Raw genomic sequence first — 17527 nt, 5'->3', positions numbered from 1 at the left:
TTTGAATCCCGGCATAGACAGGGAACAAAATAACTGAAAGTAAATGAAGAGGAGTGTGCGCCTATGGTGAAACGTACGGCAGAAAAAGTGCTTGGAATTATTGCGGCTGTTTTAAGCGGCCTCGGCATCGTTTTAGGAATTATTTTTCTATTTGTGGACGTCTCTGCGATAGAGGAAGCAAATCAGATGATTCAGGAGGAAGGAACAGGAGAGACGCTGAATGCTCAGGAAGTGGCTGCTCAGGCTACGAATCTGGGAATCAGTCTGATTATCTTTTCAGCGGTCGCAACAATCCTGGCGGTGATAGGCGTCTTTCTGTTGAAGCGCAATAAACGCTCTGTCGCTTCCGGTATTTTGTTTTTCCTTGCGGCGATTGCGGGCTTTATAGCAGTCAGCTTGTTTGCAATTGTTCATTTTATCCTGCTCGTGGTGGCAGGCATTATGGCAATTGTGCGCAAGCCGGATACGCCAGCCGATAATTCCACAGAGGCACAGGAATATCCGGAATAACAGAGACGGGGCTCCGAGAAACTCGGAGCTCTTTTTTATGAGGAGGATTGGATGAGAATACTGGTGATTGCCGATACCCATATGCCGAAAAAGGCAAAAAAGTGGCCGGAGGAGCTTTATAAGGAATTTGCAGAGGCTGATTATATTATTCATGCCGGAGACTGGCAGGACCCGGGCGTGTGGGAAGATTTAAGACAGTATGCTCCGCTTACGGGAGTATATGGAAATGTGGACGGAAACGATATGAAAGATATCGTGAATGAAAAGGAGGAAGTCGTGCTTGAAGGGTGGCGTATAGGTATCGTGCACGGGCACGGCGAAAAAGGGACAACTGAAAAAAGGGCCGTAGAAGCGTTTGCCCCCGGCCAAAAGGATATTATTATTTTCGGTCATTCCCATATTCCTTACCTGCGGTATGCTGGAAAAACATTGATGTTTAACCCGGGGTCACCGACAGATAAGCGTAAAGCGGCGATGTTCTCATACGGGCTGCTCGACCTCAGTCATGACCATTTTGAAGCCCGACATGTATTTTTTTCCAGGAAAAGCTAAACGAAATACTGAAGATCCGAAGCATTGGTCGGGTAAGCAAACATCGTCCGGGATAAAGAGCTCGCCGGGATTTCGTGCTGGATGACAAGCGTCATATAGTTAATGAACGAGGCAGCATCGCTGTTTAATGCGTGGGCACCAACAACGGTATCTTTTTCTTTATCAATAATTAATTTTACAAAAGCTGTTTTTTCATTTTTATGCTTGTACGTAAACCACGAGCTGACGTCTTCAGTAACTGTAGAAAGTCCGCGGGCGGAGGCAGCATCGCCTGTCAGACCTACCGCTGTTAACCCGGGCACGGTGAATGCTGCAGAAGCGATCGGTCCGTATTGAATGGGCGTACTGTTGTTTTCGAGCAGGTTGGTGGATGCGCAGCCTGCCTCAAAGCCAGCTAATGGAGTTAACGGGCTGCCGGCTGTATCGGCGCAGTCGCCGGCAGCATAAATATTTTCATTGGTCGTGCTCTGCAGATATTCATTTACAGTCACACCCTGCTTTTTATTATAGGCAGCGTCTGCTTTTTCCAGATCCAGCGTTTGTACGTTCGGTGTACGGCCACTGCCATGAACGATAATATCGCCATAAAAGGTGTATTCTGTATTCGTATAAACCTGATAGCCTTGACTCTCGGGACGAATTTCGTCTGCTTCGGTATGCAGGTGTACATGCACACCGATCGATTCGGAGTAGTCAATGAGCTTTTGGACAAGCTCAGTATCAAATCCTTTCAATGCACGATCTCCGCGCTGTAGAATATGAACATCGGCTCCCGCCCGTTTGGCAAGGTGGGCAAATTCAAAGGAAATATAACCGCCCCCGATAAAAACAATGCTTGATGGCAGCTGATCGAGTTCGAGAAAATCATCGCTGCTGAGCATATGTTCAGATCCTTTAATCGGAAGAGTGGCAGGGCTTGCGCCGGTGGCGAGCACGAATTTTTTACTCTTAATATGGCGGCCATCTACTTCTATCGTTTCCCGGTCGATAAAACGGGCGCGTCCGTGCAGGGTGTCGATGCCGCTGTCTTTTAAGCTTTGTTCGATAGTTTCCGGCACGCCCTGGACGAACGTGCGCTTGAAATTCATTAAATCTTCCCAGTGGATGGATAAATTGCCTTCAAGACCAAGGCCTTGCAGGCGCTGGGCCTGGTCGAGAACCTCTGAAGCATGGAGGAGCACCTTCTTCGGGTCGCATCCACGCAGGGCGCAGGTGCCGCCGTAGGGACGTTCATCCACTATTGCTGTATTCCATCCGGCTCCGTTTAAGTTTCCTGCAGCGGTCATGCCCGCCGAACCGCTCCCGATTACGATCGCGTCATACATAGTATTTACCTCCTTTAATTTCTTCGTTTCTATTCCTTTTGCCGGAAGAAATGAAACGAAATTCCAAAATGGAAAAATCTCACTTGAAAGAAGGAAAAGCATATGCAGTACGAAACAAGTGAATTCCGCTCCGAACGATTGACGACCGGGCTTTTGTTCTGGTCAGGACTGATTGTGATGTCGAGTTTGTACATGACAATACCGCTGATACCAACTTTTTCGGAAGCATTTCGCATTTCTGCCGGGGAAGCTGCCTGGGCAGGGAGTGTTTTTTCCATCTTTTTTGCAGCTGGGTGCCTGCTGTACGGACCGTTATCGGAACGGGCGGGGAGAAAACGTACGATCGTAACGGGTCTGCTTGTGCTCGCTGTTGTCACCCTGCTGATCGGTTGGGTGCCGACCTTTTCTGCACTGCTTATCGGCCGGGCTCTCCAGGGACTCGCGGCGGCTTCATTTTCTCCAGTGGCTCTCGCTTACATTGGAGATATGTTTGCACCGGCTAAGAGAGGTTCGGTTATCGGGTTTATCAGCGCCGGCTTTTTAATTGCCGGAATTTTCGGGCAGACGTGGAGCAGTGCCGCCATTCAGGTGGCCAGCTGGCACTGGGCCTTTTTGCTGCTCGGTGTTGTGTATGTGCTCACCTTTATTTTAATGTGGCGTCTGCTTCCGGTAGATCCGTCGAAAGGAAAAACTGGCAGTAAGCCGTCTTTTTTTTCGCAGCTGCAGACGGCGGCCAGAAATAAGAGCCTGCTGCTCTGCTTTATCGTCACTTTTTCGGTGCTGATGGTTTTTGTGGGGATGTATTCTTCACTCGGGCAGTACCTGCAGGGCGCATTCCAACTAAGCCAGGGCGACATTTTGTATGTCCGGGCCGCGGGGCTGCTAGGCATCAGTGTTGCTTTTTTCACAGGGAAATGGAGCAGGTATGTCGGCAGTCCGTTTATCCTTCGCGCCGGTCTCGGTATCGGAGCGCTCTCGCTTTTGCTGATGCTCGTGACCGACAGCTTATGGCTGCTTGTAACATGGAGCGTGCTGTTTACGGTCGGAGCTGGTTTAATCGTTCCTGCGATTATTGCGCTCATCAACCAGGTGGGTGCTGAAGTGAGAGGGGTGGCAACGTCGCTGTATACATTTATTTTATTTATCGGTGCCAGTATCGGGCCGGTGCTCAGCACCGCAGTAAGCCAGGCTGTGTCTGTCGAATGGGCCTTCGGTGTTCTCGCTTTGATTTACACTGTCAGTTTTGTAACAGCTTTAGGAATACGTGTGCCAAAGCAGTAAAGAAGTCGTTAAACGGCTTCTTTTTCATTTTATGTGAATTTATTTAACATATTTTTTCTTCTGAATAGGTTTTATCGAAAAAATACGTAGGAATAACATAAACAAGAAAGGGTAATGATAGAAAATATGACAAAGTAATTTCTATATCACCCTCTAATTACTCGAAATTTTCAGAAAATAATGATATGATAAAAGTCCAAGCAGGAACACAATAAAAGATATATTTAGATAATCCAGATAAATAGGAGTGGTGAACATGGTTAAAAGCAGTACGAAGCGCTATTTGAAATCCCTACGTTTGACGGTGGAGGAACCTTCTTTTTCTTATCTGGCCAAAATTATGAACGCTCACTTGTTTACTTTTCCATTTGAAAATGCGAGCAAACTAATATACCACCGGGAAAATTCCTGGAAAAATTACACGCCGGACACACAGAGCTTTGTCGATAATTTCGAAAAATACAAGTTCGGCGGAACGTGTTTTACCGTTAATCAGAAGGTGGCGGCTATACTTCAGGATTTAGGCTTTGATGCTTACAACATTAACATGGGTCCGGAACACATTGCGACTGTTGTCAGGCTGCGGGGCGAGCGTATTCTCGTGGACTGTGCCGTTTCGGCACCGATTTTTTCACCGGTGCGCCTGGAGAGGTCCGACCGGAATATTTATATGTATCATGATGAAAAAATTGTCATCAGTCCGGTGGATAAAGAAAACCAGTTGTATGAATTTAAACGATATATAAAAGGGACGCTGACAAAAGATCAGTGGGTATTTAACGCTGACCAGCCGAGAAGCCAGAAATATCTTAACGATATGGTAGAGCATTCCCACCGGGAAGACGCTATGTTTATGTCGCTGTTGAGACTGCAGATGTGGCAGCCAACGCGAAACATTACGCTGAAAAATAACCGGATGCGCATTTATCATCCAGACGGAACTACGGAAAAAAGAGATCTGCAGTCGATTGAAGAAATCGAAGAAGTGGTTCAGCATGAATTCGGACTCGGAAAGCTGCCTGTGCGAAAAGCGATCGAATATCTCGAAGCTAAAGGGATAGACGTATTCGCCTCCTTAAATAAAGAAGAAGCATCTTAAGTGAAACCGGCGCTGTCTGCGCCGGTTTTTTTGTTTGAAGACGGTTGCGGGCGGTTATCTGTATCGCATATGATAGACAGACAATATTAACACAGGGCAGGTGTCTGGATTGAATAACGCGATTGCTGAGGTGAAACTGGTACCCTTTAAGCGGGAGCATTATGACAGGTTAATCGAGTGGGTGCCGTCGGCCGATTTTTTAAAGCAGTGGAGCGGAGAAGCTTTTACATACCCGCTGAATGCAAAGCAGCTCGATGATTACCGCAGACAGCAGGAGGGAGATAACCCTAAACGGCTTGTCTATACTGCCCTGCATCAAACGACGGGTGTCCCCGTCGGTCACATATCGCTTGGGGCCATTAACTACCACGATCGTTCCGGGCGGATAGGCAAGGTGCTCGTGGGAGAGGAAACGATGCGCGGTGTGGGTCTCGGGCAGTGGATGGTCCGGGAGGTATGCCGGATCGCTTTTGACGAATTGCAGCTGCACCGGGTGGCGCTCGGAGTTTTTGATTTTAACGCTTCCGCTTTGCGCTGCTATGAGCGTGCCGGCTTTCAGCGCGAGGGGGTAAAACGGGATCTTCGTCTTGTAGGAAACACCTATTGGTCTCTTGTGGAGATGAGCATGCTCGAAGAGGAGTGGGAGAAGCTGCGTTAATTCCCCTGCCGGTGGTTACCGCATTTCTGGAAATTTCGCGGTAAAAGGTTCATAATAAAATGACAGGAGCCATCTGCGCTCGTGTCTTTTTTATAGGCGGGCAGCAGATGCTTGATTACGGCTTGGAGGGAAGCGCATGGAGAAAAAACCATCTGTACTGGTAATGGTTTCTGTAGAGGCAGAAAAAGAAGCCCTGCAGGCAGCAGTGGAGGCAGAAGACGCCTGGGAGGTGCAGGTAGGCGGTGTCGGAGCAGCACAGATGAGTGTCCGGACATCACTGCTGCTTGCTGAACAAGACTATGATCTAGTTATAAACGCCGGTATTGCGGGTGCATTTCCGGATAAAGCCTGGCTGGGTGATATTGTGGCAGCCAGCGAAATCGTCGCCGCGGATATGGGGGCAGAAACAGAGGAAGGATTTGCTCCGCTGGAAAAGCTTGGGCTGGGGCCGACACGTTTTCCGGCAGAAAAAAAATACACTCCTGAGTTAGTCCGGCGTCTTGCGGAACAGGGGATTTCAGCTGTTGAAGCCCCGGTGCTTTCTGTGTCAACCGTAACCGGTACACAGGCAACGGTGAATCAGCGGGCGTTTTTATATGAAGATGCTGCGGCAGAAGCAATGGAAGGCTACGGCGTGGCAGTGGCCGCCAGCTATTTCGGAATTCCGGTAATGGAATTACGCGCCATATCAAATGAAGTCGGGCCAAGAGACAGGGACGCCTGGAACATACCGGGAGCACTGGATTCTCTGCGATCGGCTGTAATTATATTGCAGGAGGTTACATCATCATGAAAATAGCTTTTTCCCCGTGTCCGAACGACACGTTCGTATTCCATGCCTGGACGCATGGATTGTTAAAAGATACAGAAGCTCCAGAGGTCACATTTGCAGACATTGATATCACTAACCATTGGGCTGCAAACAAAGAAGGATCGGAAGTGATGAAAATTTCCTACGCGGCTCTTCCGTGGGTGCTTGAAGATTATGCTCTTCTTCCGAGCGGTGGTGCCCTTGGGTACGGCTGCGGCCCTTTAGTATTAACAAAAGGCGAAAAAACGCCCGACCATTTGATCGGAAAAACGGTAGCGGTTCCGAGTGAACGGTCCACAGCTTATCTGCTGTTTCGTTTATGGGCATCCAAAGTGATTCCTGAAGGTGTTGGAGAAATTAAAGTGATGCCCTTCGATGATATTATGCCGGCAGTCCGGGACGGCGAAATAGATGCCGGCCTTGTCATTCATGAAGCCAGATTCACGTACCATAATTATGGCCTGTCGCTTGTAGAGGATATGGGCAGCTGGTGGGAAAGGGACACGGGATTCCCAATTCCGCTTGGAGCGATCATTGCCCGCCGCCATTTAGATACGCAGGCGCTCGCAGATAATGCCCAGCGCTCTGTGGAATACGCCTGGGAGCACCCGGAGGCATCAAGTGATTTTGTCATGGAAAACGCTCAGGAGATGTCACCGGAGGTGGCTCAGTCCCACATCGAGCTGTATGTTAACGAATTCACCCGCAAGCTTGGTGAGGACGGATACGCTGCTGTGGAAACCCTGCTCGGACGGGCGATGGAAGAAGAATTAATCCCTTCCTTTGATCTGAAAAAAATCAGGCTGTATTAAACAAAGAAGCTTCACCTGGAAACAGGCGGAGCTTCTTATATATCTGCAGTTTTCATTTTCCTCGCTGCCAAGGCGGCGCGGAGGCTGTGAAGAATCATGCCTGCGAGCACGAGCGCAATGCCGGAGAACGTCAAGGCCGAAGGTGCTGCTGTATGAAGCAGAAGCATTTCACCGATAAGGGCAAACAGCACTTCCCCGGACTGAGTCGCTTCGACTCCAGCTAATTTAGCAGTATCGTTTTTCACCAGTTCTGTGGCGTAAAAAAACAGGACAGTAGCAATGATTCCGGAGGAAACAGCAACGATGAAGGACTGGGAAATCTGAGACCTGCCGGGAAGTCCGTGTACGGAAGCTCCATACAATGCTAAAATAATCCAAAAGGGCATGCTCGCAATAGTCATTCCAAGCACCCGCTGGAAAGTAGTGAGTCCGTTTCCGGCCACGTGCATCATTTTCCGGTTGCCAAGCGGATAGGCAAAGGCAGCCAGCAGAAGGGGAAGAACACAAAGCCAGACATTCAGTAGCGGCACCGCTGAAGCATGTTCAGCCTGCATAATAAACACTCCCGCAAGAATTACTAAAGAGATTAGTACACTCTGGAGCGGGATGCGCTGCTTAGGTCCGGGTGTTTTATTTAAAAAAGGCACAAGCAGCGACCCGGCAATGATAGTAATTTGAAAAGTGGCGGCGACAAGCCAGCCAGGACCATAGACGGTGGAAAAGGCTATGGGGGCGTAAAAGAGTCCAAAGCCGACTGTGCTCCAAAGAAGCCACTCGGAAGGCCGGGCGCGGAGATGATGAAAGACGGGGCGAAGCCGTTTCTGTGCTCCGACGATTGCGATAAGCATGGGCAGCATAAAAAAATAACGAAGCGACGCACTCCAGGCCCAATGGCCGCCGGAAAGCTCCATCGAACGGTTCAAAACAAACGTGACAGAAAAAAAGAGGGCTGCTGTAAGGCCCAGCAAAATAGCTTTCATTTATGAGGACCACCTTCGATACAATATTTGGTTATTGTACCACAGCTAAAAATTTTTCCCAATATTCTGTTGAATAAAAATGGCGGCACACTGTGCTTATGAAAAAAATCAGGTAAAGAAAGCAGGTGGAGTATGAAGTACCCTGAAGCTCTAAAAAAGGGAGATACAATTTATGTAACAGCTCCGTCGAGCGGAGTACCTGTGTCTTTACACGGGGTGCTTCAGCAGGCAGTAGAAAAAGTCCGTACGAGAGGGTTTAACGTACGGGTGGGAGAAACGGCCTGGACGCAGCAAAAGGCAGCAAGTACAGATCGTTTTCAAAGAGCTGAGGAGTTGATGATGGCACTGGCAGACCCGGAGGTACAAGTAGTTATGCCTCCGTGGGGAGGGGAAAGAATTGTAGATATTCTGCCCCTGCTGGAATGGGAATGGCTTCGTGAACTGCCGCCCACCTGGATTCTCGGATACTCTGATACGAGTACACTTGCCTTTGCCTACACGATGATGACCGGAACGGCTTCGGCTCATGGCACGAATCTGTTTGATCTGGCTGCGCCTATCTGGGACGACGTGACAAAAAAATGGGAACGGGCTTTAAAAGCTCCGCTGGGCGAAGCCATTTATCAGCACTCAAGCTCGTATTATCAGTCGTCCTGGGAGAAGGCATTTGAGCAGCCCGGCTCAGGATTTGTGCTCGATAAAAAGACGTCCTGGAAGCATCTTGAAGGGGCGAATACGGATGAATTGAGTGGTCGTCTACTCGGCGGTTGCCTGAATACGCTTCCGCGTCTTGTCGGCACTCCTCTGGACCGGATACAGGAGTGGCGTTCAGAAAAAGTCATTTGGTACCTGGAATCTACAGGCATGGACGCAGCAGAAATGCACCGCTCCCTGTGGCAGCTGCAGCAGGCCGGGTGGCTGGATAACGCTGCCGGCTTACTTATAGGCCGGGCCGAAGGATACAATGATACAGAAGGTTTTACCATGGAGGACAGCCTGAAGGAGCTGTTCGGCGGCCGCCTTCCTGTCTGGTATGACGCTGATATTGGCCACATGCCCCCGCAGTGGACGTTTATTAACGGGGCATTTGCAAACCTTCGTTTTGACCGGGGCCAGGCTGAGATGACCATGAGAAAATCATAGAGGGAGGGACCATCGTGCAGCTAGAAAGCAGCCGGCTGCTTTTAAGGCCTTTTTCGGAAAAAGATATAGATGTATTAGCAGAGCTTGCCAACAACTACCGTATTGCAAAAACGACCCTGGAGCTCCCCTACCCGTATACAGAGGAAGATGCACGGTGGTGGATCGGACATCATCCAGCCTGGATGGAAGAAGGCTCCCGTTTCCCGTTTGCTGTTACTAAAAAAGATGAAGATGAATTAATGGGAAACATTACGGTGCGCGTGCAGCCTGAATACCGCCGCGGCGAGCTTGGGTACTGGCTCGGGGCGGATTACTGGGGGAACGGTTATATGAGTGAAGCAGCGGCGCTGGTACGCGACTTCAGCTTCCACACATTAAAAACGAACCGGCTGACAGCTCCTGTTATGAGTAAAAATCAGGCTTCGGCCGGAGTGTTAAAGCGAATCGGCATGCGTTATGAAGGCACGCTGCGCCAGGACGTCTGGAAATGGAGCCGCTACGAGGATGTCGATGTGTACGGTATGACTGCTGATGACTGGAAGGAAGCATAAAACAAGCACTGCCGTATCGGCAGCGCTTGTCAGCTTTTTAACAGAAACACATTATCGTCTTCATCGCGAAAGCTTGCATAAGTAATTCCATTTATCTCTGTTGGTTCTTCATCAAAAACAATATTTTGGGCTTTCATCCACTGGTAGGAGGCGTGCACGTTGTCGCATTCAAAAACAATTGATGGCTTCAGCTCCTGCCAGTTCATAACGTAGGATTTAGGGTAGATAGCCAGTGCTGTTTCCGCTCCAGGGGCTGCTACCTCGAGCCGGTACGCGTTTGGCCCAAGCGGGTCTTCGCGCCGGACCTCAAATCCTATTTTTTCTGTCCAAAATTCTTTTGCCCGCTGCTGATCTTCTACATATACAGCCGTAGAGGCAATTTTTCCTATCATGTTTATACTCTCCTTTAGACGCACTGTTTTATTATACCAACTGCATGCAAAATTCCAAGGGAAATTATTTCCGGCAGTTCTTTTGAAATGGACTCTGGCGGGGAATACGTATAAAATATTCGAAAAAAGGAGACTGTATACTATGCATGAACTGCATCCAGATGATCTGCCGGTAAAAGAAGTGTATAAGCTATTGACCGGTTCGGTCATCCCCCGCCCGATAGCCTTTGTCACCACAATGGCAGAAGACGAAACATTAAACGCAGCACCGTTCAGCTTTTTTAATGCGGTAAGTCCGGACCCGCCGGTATTAATGATATCTATTACGAGAAAAGAAGGGAAACCAAAGGACAGTGCAAAAAATATTTTAGATCGCGGGGAATTGGTGGTACACATAAGCGATGAAGGTATTGTAGAGGATTTAAACATTACAGCAGCCACGCTCCCGCCGGAGGAAAATGAACTCGAGCACACTGTTCTACATACGGTGCCGAGCAGAATGGTGGAAGTACCGGGTATCGAAGAAGCAAATATCCGCTTTGAATGCCGGCTGCATAAGCACGTACCGCTTCAAAATGCTGAAGGAAAAATTACTCAGGATGTCATATTTGCAGAAATTATATGTATCCATGTTTCCGAGGGCGTATATGACAGTGAACACAATTATATTCTTCCCGATAAGCTGAAGCCGGTCGCACGTCTGGCAGGAAATGATTATTCCAAGCTTGGGGAATTGTTTACGCTTGAACGCCCGAAATAAAAAAAGGCCGCGCCTGTTGCCGTAAAGCGAACAGGCGCGGCCTTTTTTATTAAATCGAAGCTGTAGTGGCGGTTGATTGTTTTTGTACCTCTTTAATGAGCTCATAGGAACGAAGGCGTTTCGTCTGATCGTACACACTGCCGCTGATCATAATTTCATGAACCGGAACGCTCGAAGAAAAATCTTCGAGCTGCTGGCGTACGGATTCTGGTCCGCCCTGGATCGTGCCGGCGTCCCAGCGTGCCATCATCGCTTTTTCCTGGGACGTCCAGAGTGCGTCCATATCTTCTACCGGTGGCTGTATTTTCCCCGGACGATTGCGTATTAAGCTGAGAAACTGCTGTTTCATTGTAGTACCAAGGTAGTCGGCTTCCTCATCTGTTTCCCCGGCGATCACATTGATCCCGGTCATGGCATAGGGTTCATCCAGTACCTCAGACGGCTGGAAAGAATCCAAATACAGCTGCAGGGCTGCTTTCATATTCTCGGCTGCAAAGTGGCCGGCGAATGCATACGGAAGCCCCAACTGTCCGGCAAGCTGGGCACTGAATCCGCTGGAGCCAAGCAGCCAGATTGGAATATCCAGGCCTGCGCCCGGCACGGCTTTTACCTGCGGAGGGATGGCCATATTAGCTGGATCCTGGAAATACCTCTGCAGCTCTTCAAGACGGGCTGGAAAGTCTTCTCCGCTGTTTACATGACGGCGGAGGGCTGCAGCTGTCGTTTGATCTGTCCCCGGCGCCCGTCCGAGACCTAAATCAATGCGTCCCGGATACAGGCTTTCGAGTGTGCCGAACTGTTCAGCAATCGCGAGCGGGGCGTGGTTCGGAAGCATAATACCTCCCGAGCCAAGACGGATGCTTGACGTTCCTCCGGCCAGGTAGCTGAGTAGTACAGAAGTAGCCGAGCTCGCGATCCCTTCCATGTTATGGTGCTCAGCGACCCATAAGCGGTTGTAGCCGAGTTTTTCGGCATGCTGAGTCAGTTCGAGGCTTTTTGCAAATGAATCTCCCGCTGTTTCCCCTTCGTTTACCGGGGATAAATTTAATACTGAAAGAGGCATATCTTTAAATGCTGGCATGAAAATCTCTCCTTTATATGACACGTCCTGCTGGTAATTGGGTCATAGAAAATTATACGCCTCCTGCGTATTGTTATTCAAAAAAGGTGCTCATTACTGAAAAATTCTCTAGTATAATAAAGTCATCTGGGCTTTAAAGCCAGGGGGAGGGCGAAAATGCATGAATATTGTTTTATCCGGGTTTGGGGCTGTTGGACAAGCAGCGGTCCGTGTATTGATGAATAAAGAAAAAGAATGGGAGCGCATGTACGGGGTACATATAAAAATTACTGCTGTGCTCGACCGAAGCGGGGCTGTAGTGCATAGCGGCGGACTGGATCTAAAACAACTGCTGGAAGTAAAAGAGGAAACCGGCCGTGTGGATGACGGCTCGCTGCCGCCAAGAAATGTAGACCAGCTGTGGGCGGACAGCCAGGCTGATATATTCATTGATGCAGCAGAAACAGATATATTAACCGGAGGATCGGGCCTGCCGCTCATACAGTCATCGTTAAAGCATGGGGTGGACGTGGTCTGCGTCAGTAAAGGAGCGCTTGCCTATGCCTGGGACGATCTGCACGAGCTTGCTGAAGCGTCCGGAAGATCAATAAAATACAGCGGAGCGGCAGCTGCTGCTCTCCCGACTGTGGACACAGCTCTGTACAGCTTAGCCGGAGCGGAAATACATACAATCGAAGGACTGCTGAACGGAACCAGCAATATGATTGCGACAAGGATCGCGGCTGAAAATATTACGCTGCAGGAGGCGTGGGAAACAGCAAAAAAGGAAGGTAAAGCCGAGGCAGACCCCTCTGAGGACATCGGGGGAAAAGATACGGCGCTGAAGATGTATTTTCTGACCAAAGCCTGCCTTGCGAAGGAAGTAACCTGGAAAAGTATTGCGGTGCGTGGTCTGGACCAGCTCTCCGAGGCTGAATGGAAGCAGGCGGAGCAGGGGAAATCAAAGTGGAAACTAGTTGGGAAAGCGCAAAAGACAGCGGATGGAGCCACGGTTTCCATCGAACCCAGGCTGCTTCCAGTGGAGCATCCTTTTTTCAACGTTGACGGTGCCGAGAAAGCAGTGCTTTTTTCCACAGATACGATGGGAAGGCTCCTCGTTTCCGGAGGCGCGTCCTCTCCAACAGGAGCAGCCGCTGCAGCATGGAAAGATGTTATTCATCTTGTACGTGAAAGAGCCTGATAAAAGGCTCTTTTTTACGTTTGAATGGCTGAAAAGTCCTATGTAAGTAATAGGAGGAATGTCGTTTCTGAATTTAGAAATAATTTCTAAATTAGAAGTTTGTTTTTAATCAAAAAAGGCATTTGCTACTAAAAGCATAAGTAGACATAGAAAGAAAAGATGACAAACGTATAAAGAAATGGAAAAATGAAAGTGCATACACTAAAAAGGAGATGAAGAAATGAATACATATACGATTGCGTCAATTGCAGGAGATGGAATAGGCAAAGAAGTTGTACCGGCTGCATGGAGAGTGTTAAAAACGCTTGAGAGAGTGCAGGGAGACTTTGAGCTTCGTGTCACAGAATTTCCATGGAGCTGCGATTACTATATTGAGCATGGAAGAATGATGCCAGAGGATGGGCTGGAGCAGCTTGAAGTTTTTGACGCCGTGTTTTTAGGAGCGGTCGGTCATCCGGATCTCGTTCCGGATCATATTTCTCTGTGGGGGCTTTTAATTAATATTCGCCGCGGCTTCGAGCAGCAGATCAATGTCCGGCCGTCCCGCCAGTTTGAAGGGCTTGCTTCTCCGCTTGCGAATCCGAACCAGTTCAATCTAATGGTGGTCAGAGAGAACAGCGAGGGTGAGTACAGCGAAGTCGGAGGACGAATGTACAGAGGGGAAGACGAAATTGCGATTCAAAACAACGTATTTTCCAAAAAAGCAGTAAAGGCAGCCATGAAATATGCCTTTCAGCTGGCAAAAGACCGCAGCGGGCATGTAACTTCTGCAACGAAATCCAATGGGATTGTGTTTTCGATGCCATTTTGGGATGAAGTGTTTAACGAGGTGAAGGAAAGCCATCCTGAAATAAAGACCAGGGCAGAGCACATTGACGCTCTGGCAGCAGCCTTTGTTACCAAGCCGGAGACAATGGATGTTATTGTCGGAAGCAACTTATTCGGAGATATTTTGACAGACATTGGCGCCGCTTTGATGGGGAGCATTGGTATTGCGCCGGCCGCCAATATTAATATAAATGGAAAATATCCATCTATGTTTGAGCCGGTGCATGGATCCGCCCCGGATATTGAAGGGCAGGGACTGGCAAATCCAATCGGCCAGCTGTGGACAGCTCAAATGATGCTTGAGCATCTCGGAGAAAACAAGGCAGCGCAAACATTAATGAACGCTATGGAATATGTCATCAAAGAAGGAACGGTTACGAAAGATCTTGGAGGCAGGGCTTCTACGGAAGAGGTAGTAAAAGCAGTGGAAGAATATTTAACATCAGAAAAAGAAAAATAGGAATTAACTAATAGGCACTTAATAATAATTCAAATGTGCCTTCGCAGCATGCTAATCATGAAATTCCTTGATAGTTAACTAATTTTGATACTAAAGACACTTTAAATTTCCATATTATGATTATTTATCCCAATGTTACAGTTTCAATACAAATGTATTGAGTATATTGTCTATGCCCCCTGGCACTTATATACTACTTTATACACAACAGTAGAGTCAGGCATCGCAGCACATGATCAAATGGGGGGTGGATTCGCTCGGGCTTTTCGCATTGCGCTTATTCAGAGCAGCGGTACAAAAGTTTATAGCGAAAATGTATGAAAAAATATGCATATCCAGCAGCGATTGTTGCTGCGGCAACAGTAGTTTTTGCAGCTCCGACTGCAGCAGATGCTGCGTTAGGTGATCAAACACTACGTCAGGGCTCGAAGGGTTCGGAAGTTAAAGAACTGCAGGACTGGTTAAAGGGAAATGGCTATCATAACGGTTCGGTGGATGGGATATACGGACCGGCGACCGCAGGATCCGTGCAGGCCTTTCAGCGTTCAGCGGGTATCACCTCTGATGGTATAGCCGGATCGAATACATTTTCCAAAATGAGCTTAAACAAAAACCAAGCTTCGCCCGAAAAAAGCTCGAAAGATACTGGCAGTTCCTCCAGTTCATCTTCAAGTGTATTAAAGGCAGGTGCTTCAGGAAGCGATGTCCGGGATCTCCAGACAAAATTGAAAAGTAAAGGCTTTCATGCTGGATCGCTCGACGGAGAGTTCGGCCCGGCCACGAAGTCTTCAGTCATTGCGTTTCAAAAGGCAGCCGGGATCGGCGTTGACGGTGTAGCCGGCCCGAATACGTTCAAAGCGTTAAGCAGCTTTAAAGCCTCGGATAAAAATAATAATTCAAGTGCTGCCAAACCGGATACATCTTCTTCCGGCACCTCATCTAAAACGCTCCGTCAGGGAGATACGGGAAGCAATGTAAAAAGTATGCAGCAGACGCTTAAAAGCAAAGGATTTCTTTCGGGCACAGCGGACGGCCAGTTTGGTCCGCAGACAGCAGGGGCAGTAAAGGCCCTGCAGCGGGCAGCTGGTTTGAGCGCTGATGGCATCGTTGGTTCTAATACATGGAAAGCATTAAGCGATTCTTCGGTGAAAAGCGGCACGAGCTCCTCTCCGGAAAAAGTAAGCTCAGGCTCTTCAGGCAGTGTATCGGGACTGATAAATGCAGCGAAACAGTTTATAGGTGTGCCTTATGTATGGGGAGGTACGACGACAAGGGGGTTCGATTGCAGCGGATTCACCCAGTATGTATACAGGCAAAATGGAACGAGCCTTCCACGTACGGTGGCCCAGCAGTATGCTGCGAGTAAAAAAGTGTCAAGCCCGCAGGTAGGCGACATGGTATTTTTCACTACCTACAAAGCGGGAGCCTCGCACAATGGAATATATATTGGAAATAATCAATTCATTCACGCAGGATCCTCGACAGGCGTCACCATCAGCAGCATGAGTAATTCATACTGGGCTCCGCGCTACATCGGGGCCGGGAGCTTCTAAATTATACTTAGAGCACACCGTTCAGCAGAAACGGTGTGCTCTAAGTCAGTCCGGCAGGGAAAGTTTATAAAATTACACGTATGAACAGAGGGTTACGTATTGTTTACAACTCTGTAATAGCCATTGTTCTGTCCGGGCCCCGTGCTTACAATAAAATAGGATCAGACGATAGAAAGCGTGGGATTGTAATGAAAAGAGGAATATCAGCGTTCATGCTCGCTGCTTTATTATTATTTGTACCTGCACAGGCCGATGCCTCTCTGGGGAGTGAAACGCTGCATCCAGGAGACCGGGGAGAAGAGGTGGAGGAGCTTCAGGAGGCTCTCCAGCAGGAAGGGTTTCACAGCGGGAAAACAGACGGGGTTTACGGTTCAGTCACCACCTCGTCGGTGAAAGCTTTCCAGAAGTATGAAGAACTAACTGCAGACGGGGTGGCCGGAGAGGCGACTCTCGAAAAGCTTTCCTGATGAAAAAAAGAAGCTGGGGCCATTTTGGCTCCAGCTTCTTTTTTTAGGAAAAAATACTGCTGATGTGTTCTACTTCTTCTTTCGTCAGTTCCACATCGGAGGTTTTCAGGTTATTGACTACTTGATCAGAGGTTTTGGCTCCTGGAATCAAAACGTCAACCGAAGGCTGATGCAGATACCAGGCGAGAACGACGTGGGCTGTTTCTTCGCCTTTTTGATCAGCGATTTTTTTCACTTCATTGACTTTACGGAGATTTTCTTTGAATGTTTCTCCCTGGAAATTAGGCTTTTGGGCACGGATATCGTTAAATGTCGTATTTTCATCATATTTTCCGGCTAACAGCCCGGATTCAAGTGGAAAATAAGGAACGAAGGTGATGTTGTTTTCTGCAGTGTATGGAAGAATGTCTTTTTCCACTTCACGGTTCAATAGGTTATATTCGGACTGTACTACGTCCACATACCCATTCTTATTTGCTTCCTTCAGCTGGTCCAGAGTGAAATTTGATACGCCGATGGAACGGATTTTTCCGGCTTCCTTCATTTCCTGCAGAGCACCGACGGCTTCATCTTTCGGTGTATCTTCATCCGGAAAATGAATATAAAATAAATCAATATAATCCGTTTGAAGGCGGCGGAGTGCGTCATCTACGGATTGTTTTAAAAATTCCGGAGAGTTGTCCATCACAGTGTCCCCATTATCGAGAAATTTATGGGCTGCTTTTGTCGCGATAACTACTTTTTCACGGGCGTTTTTTTCTTTTACTACTTCACCGACAAGTTCTTCTGAACGGCGCGGTCCGTAAATAAAAGCTGTATCCAGGAGATCCACGCCGTTATCGATGGCAGTCGCGGTTAACGCTTTTCCCTGCTCCTCATCGAGCATGTCAGGATAAATATTATGTCCACCTACTGCGTTGGTTCCAAGGCCAAGAGGGTTTACAGTGACTTCAGATTTTCCAAGTGTTACACGATTCATTGCCATTTAAACGTCACTCCTTTGTAATTTCAGCACACTCTTTCATATTTCACCTGTAACCAAAAGCTAAACATTTCTCAGGGCGTATGAATAAGTGTACATTTC

The 17527-nt window shown here is 48.3% G+C and carries 19 protein-coding genes; 14 read left to right on the top strand and 5 right to left on the bottom strand.

Translation table 11 applies throughout. From position 1 onward, the window contains the following. The first annotated feature begins 63 nt into the window (after nucleotides 1-63). Both ACTRXH_RS06015 and ACTRXH_RS06010 read left to right on the top strand, forming a co-directional pair. Complete coding sequence (locus ACTRXH_RS06015) at nucleotides 64-510, top strand: DUF4064 domain-containing protein (protein ID WP_474281216.1); 447 nt, start codon at nucleotides 64-66, stop codon at nucleotides 508-510. Between the two features lie 51 nt (nucleotides 511-561). Beyond that, a complete protein-coding gene (locus ACTRXH_RS06010) occupies nucleotides 562-1062 on the top strand; it encodes a metallophosphoesterase family protein (protein WP_474281214.1) in 501 nt (166 codons plus the stop codon). Here the strand turns inward: ACTRXH_RS06010 and ACTRXH_RS06005 are convergent. Further along, nucleotides 1059-2387 carry a dihydrolipoyl dehydrogenase family protein gene (locus ACTRXH_RS06005; protein WP_474281212.1) on the bottom strand — a complete coding sequence of 443 codons (1329 nt, stop codon included), beginning with the start codon at nucleotides 2385-2387 and terminating at the stop codon, nucleotides 1059-1061. The genes ACTRXH_RS06010 and ACTRXH_RS06005 overlap by 4 nt on opposite strands. A 102-nt stretch (nucleotides 2388-2489) precedes the next feature. Here ACTRXH_RS06005 and ACTRXH_RS06000 point away from each other — a divergent pair, with 102 nt between their 5' ends. The 5 genes from ACTRXH_RS06000 to ACTRXH_RS05980 all read left to right on the top strand — a co-directional run bounded on the left by ACTRXH_RS06000 (nucleotide 2490) and on the right by ACTRXH_RS05980 (nucleotide 7048). Next, nucleotides 2490-3668, top strand: a complete 1179-nt coding sequence (locus ACTRXH_RS06000) for an MFS transporter (RefSeq protein ID WP_474281210.1) — start codon at nucleotides 2490-2492, stop codon at nucleotides 3666-3668. 256 nt (nucleotides 3669-3924) lie between these two features. Further along, nucleotides 3925-4767, top strand: coding sequence for an arylamine N-acetyltransferase (locus ACTRXH_RS05995; protein WP_474281208.1), 843 nt, complete (start codon nucleotides 3925-3927; stop codon nucleotides 4765-4767). Nucleotides 4768-4876: 109 nt separating this feature from the next. Then, nucleotides 4877-5425 (top strand): GNAT family N-acetyltransferase, encoded by a 549-nt coding sequence (locus ACTRXH_RS05990; protein WP_474281206.1) that lies wholly within the window; start codon nucleotides 4877-4879, stop codon nucleotides 5423-5425. A gap of 136 nt (nucleotides 5426-5561) precedes the next feature. Further along, a complete protein-coding gene (locus ACTRXH_RS05985) occupies nucleotides 5562-6218 on the top strand; it encodes a futalosine hydrolase (protein ID WP_474281204.1) in 657 nt (218 codons plus the stop codon). After that, nucleotides 6215-7048 carry a 1,4-dihydroxy-6-naphthoate synthase gene (locus ACTRXH_RS05980; protein ID WP_474281202.1) on the top strand — a complete coding sequence of 278 codons (834 nt, stop codon included), beginning with the start codon at nucleotides 6215-6217 and terminating at the stop codon, nucleotides 7046-7048. The genes ACTRXH_RS05985 and ACTRXH_RS05980 overlap by 4 nt, the downstream gene beginning before the upstream one ends. A gap of 35 nt (nucleotides 7049-7083) precedes the next feature. Here ACTRXH_RS05980 and ACTRXH_RS05975 read toward each other — a convergent pair whose 3' ends face one another. After that, complete coding sequence (locus tag ACTRXH_RS05975; RefSeq protein WP_474281200.1) at nucleotides 7084-8028, bottom strand: DMT family transporter; 945 nt, start codon at nucleotides 8026-8028, stop codon at nucleotides 7084-7086. Between the two features lie 132 nt (nucleotides 8029-8160). Between ACTRXH_RS05975 and ACTRXH_RS05970 the strand changes: the two genes are divergently transcribed. Together ACTRXH_RS05970 and ACTRXH_RS05965 are read left to right on the top strand one after the other, a co-directional pair. Beyond that, a complete protein-coding gene (locus ACTRXH_RS05970) occupies nucleotides 8161-9171 on the top strand; it encodes a S66 family peptidase (RefSeq protein WP_474281198.1) in 1011 nt (336 codons plus the stop codon). 14 nt (nucleotides 9172-9185) lie between these two features. Beyond that, the gene (locus ACTRXH_RS05965; protein ID WP_474278262.1) at nucleotides 9186-9722 is read left to right on the top strand and encodes a GNAT family N-acetyltransferase; all 537 of its coding nucleotides are present in this window, start codon (nucleotides 9186-9188) and stop codon (nucleotides 9720-9722) included. A gap of 29 nt (nucleotides 9723-9751) precedes the next feature. Here the strand turns inward: ACTRXH_RS05965 and ACTRXH_RS05960 are convergent, their stop codons facing one another. Next, nucleotides 9752-10114, bottom strand: a complete 363-nt coding sequence (locus ACTRXH_RS05960) for a VOC family protein (protein WP_474260988.1) — start codon at nucleotides 10112-10114, stop codon at nucleotides 9752-9754. 142 nt (nucleotides 10115-10256) lie between these two features. Between ACTRXH_RS05960 and ACTRXH_RS05955 the strand changes: the two genes are divergently transcribed. Beyond that, a complete protein-coding gene (locus ACTRXH_RS05955) occupies nucleotides 10257-10874 on the top strand; it encodes a flavin reductase family protein (protein ID WP_474260989.1) in 618 nt (205 codons plus the stop codon). Nucleotides 10875-10923: 49 nt separating this feature from the next. Here the strand turns inward: ACTRXH_RS05955 and ACTRXH_RS05950 are convergent, their stop codons facing one another. Continuing rightward, entirely contained in the window at nucleotides 10924-11955 is a 1032-nt protein-coding gene (locus ACTRXH_RS05950; RefSeq protein WP_474260990.1) for an LLM class flavin-dependent oxidoreductase, read from the bottom strand. A 160-nt stretch (nucleotides 11956-12115) separates the two neighbouring features. Between ACTRXH_RS05950 and ACTRXH_RS05945 the strand changes: the two genes are divergently transcribed. The 4 genes from ACTRXH_RS05945 (at nucleotide 12116) to ACTRXH_RS05930 (ending at nucleotide 16443) form a co-directional block, all read left to right on the top strand. Next, on the top strand, nucleotides 12116-13135 hold the full coding sequence (locus ACTRXH_RS05945) for a hypothetical protein (RefSeq protein ID WP_474260991.1): 1020 nt from the start codon (nucleotides 12116-12118) through the stop codon (nucleotides 13133-13135). 220 nt (nucleotides 13136-13355) lie between these two features. After that, nucleotides 13356-14423: a tartrate dehydrogenase gene (locus ACTRXH_RS05940; RefSeq protein ID WP_474281196.1), complete on the top strand. Its 1068-nt coding sequence runs from the start codon at nucleotides 13356-13358 to the stop codon at nucleotides 14421-14423. A gap of 317 nt (nucleotides 14424-14740) precedes the next feature. Next, nucleotides 14741-15976, top strand: coding sequence for a C40 family peptidase (locus ACTRXH_RS05935; RefSeq protein ID WP_474260993.1), 1236 nt, complete (start codon nucleotides 14741-14743; stop codon nucleotides 15974-15976). A 188-nt stretch (nucleotides 15977-16164) separates the two neighbouring features. Next, a complete protein-coding gene (locus tag ACTRXH_RS05930; protein WP_474260994.1) occupies nucleotides 16165-16443 on the top strand; it encodes a peptidoglycan-binding domain-containing protein in 279 nt (92 codons plus the stop codon). Nucleotides 16444-16486: 43 nt separating this feature from the next. Here the strand turns inward: ACTRXH_RS05930 and ACTRXH_RS05925 are convergent, their stop codons facing one another. Next, on the bottom strand, nucleotides 16487-17422 hold the full coding sequence (locus tag ACTRXH_RS05925) for an aldo/keto reductase (RefSeq protein WP_474281280.1): 936 nt from the start codon (nucleotides 17420-17422) through the stop codon (nucleotides 16487-16489). Nucleotides 17423-17527: the final 105 nt, after the last annotated feature.

This window comes from Marinococcus sp. LNHM5E3-2.1 (assembly GCF_056034365.1).
The sequence above is the reverse complement of the archived record's forward strand: the minus strand, read 5'-3'. Positions and strand labels throughout refer to the sequence as shown.

Excerpts from the sequence above, each read along its gene's own strand:
- ACTRXH_RS06015 (WP_474281216.1), top strand. The coding sequence starts at position 64 with ATGGTGAAACGTACGGCAGAAAAAGTGCTTGGAATTATTGCGGCTGTT.
- ACTRXH_RS06010 (WP_474281214.1), top strand. The coding sequence starts at position 562 with ATGAGAATACTGGTGATTGCCGATACCCATATGCCGAAAAAGGCAAAA.
- ACTRXH_RS06005 (WP_474281212.1), bottom strand. The coding sequence starts at position 2,387 with ATGTATGACGCGATCGTAATCGGGAGCGGTTCGGCGGGCATGACCGCT.
- ACTRXH_RS06000 (WP_474281210.1), top strand. The coding sequence starts at position 2,490 with ATGCAGTACGAAACAAGTGAATTCCGCTCCGAACGATTGACGACCGGG.
- ACTRXH_RS05995 (WP_474281208.1), top strand. The coding sequence starts at position 3,925 with ATGGTTAAAAGCAGTACGAAGCGCTATTTGAAATCCCTACGTTTGACG.
- ACTRXH_RS05985 (WP_474281204.1), top strand. The coding sequence starts at position 5,562 with ATGGAGAAAAAACCATCTGTACTGGTAATGGTTTCTGTAGAGGCAGAA.
- ACTRXH_RS05980 (WP_474281202.1), top strand. The coding sequence starts at position 6,215 with ATGAAAATAGCTTTTTCCCCGTGTCCGAACGACACGTTCGTATTCCAT.
- ACTRXH_RS05975 (WP_474281200.1), bottom strand. The coding sequence starts at position 8,028 with ATGAAAGCTATTTTGCTGGGCCTTACAGCAGCCCTCTTTTTTTCTGTC.
- ACTRXH_RS05970 (WP_474281198.1), top strand. The coding sequence starts at position 8,161 with ATGAAGTACCCTGAAGCTCTAAAAAAGGGAGATACAATTTATGTAACA.
- ACTRXH_RS05960 (WP_474260988.1), bottom strand. The coding sequence starts at position 10,114 with ATGATAGGAAAAATTGCCTCTACGGCTGTATATGTAGAAGATCAGCAG.
- ACTRXH_RS05955 (WP_474260989.1), top strand. The coding sequence starts at position 10,257 with ATGCATGAACTGCATCCAGATGATCTGCCGGTAAAAGAAGTGTATAAG.
- ACTRXH_RS05950 (WP_474260990.1), bottom strand. The coding sequence starts at position 11,955 with ATGCCAGCATTTAAAGATATGCCTCTTTCAGTATTAAATTTATCCCCG.
- ACTRXH_RS05945 (WP_474260991.1), top strand. The coding sequence starts at position 12,116 with ATGAATATTGTTTTATCCGGGTTTGGGGCTGTTGGACAAGCAGCGGTC.
- ACTRXH_RS05940 (WP_474281196.1), top strand. The coding sequence starts at position 13,356 with ATGAATACATATACGATTGCGTCAATTGCAGGAGATGGAATAGGCAAA.
- ACTRXH_RS05935 (WP_474260993.1), top strand. The coding sequence starts at position 14,741 with ATGAAAAAATATGCATATCCAGCAGCGATTGTTGCTGCGGCAACAGTA.
- ACTRXH_RS05930 (WP_474260994.1), top strand. The coding sequence starts at position 16,165 with ATGAAAAGAGGAATATCAGCGTTCATGCTCGCTGCTTTATTATTATTT.
- ACTRXH_RS05925 (WP_474281280.1), bottom strand. The coding sequence starts at position 17,422 with ATGAATCGTGTAACACTTGGAAAATCTGAAGTCACTGTAAACCCTCTT.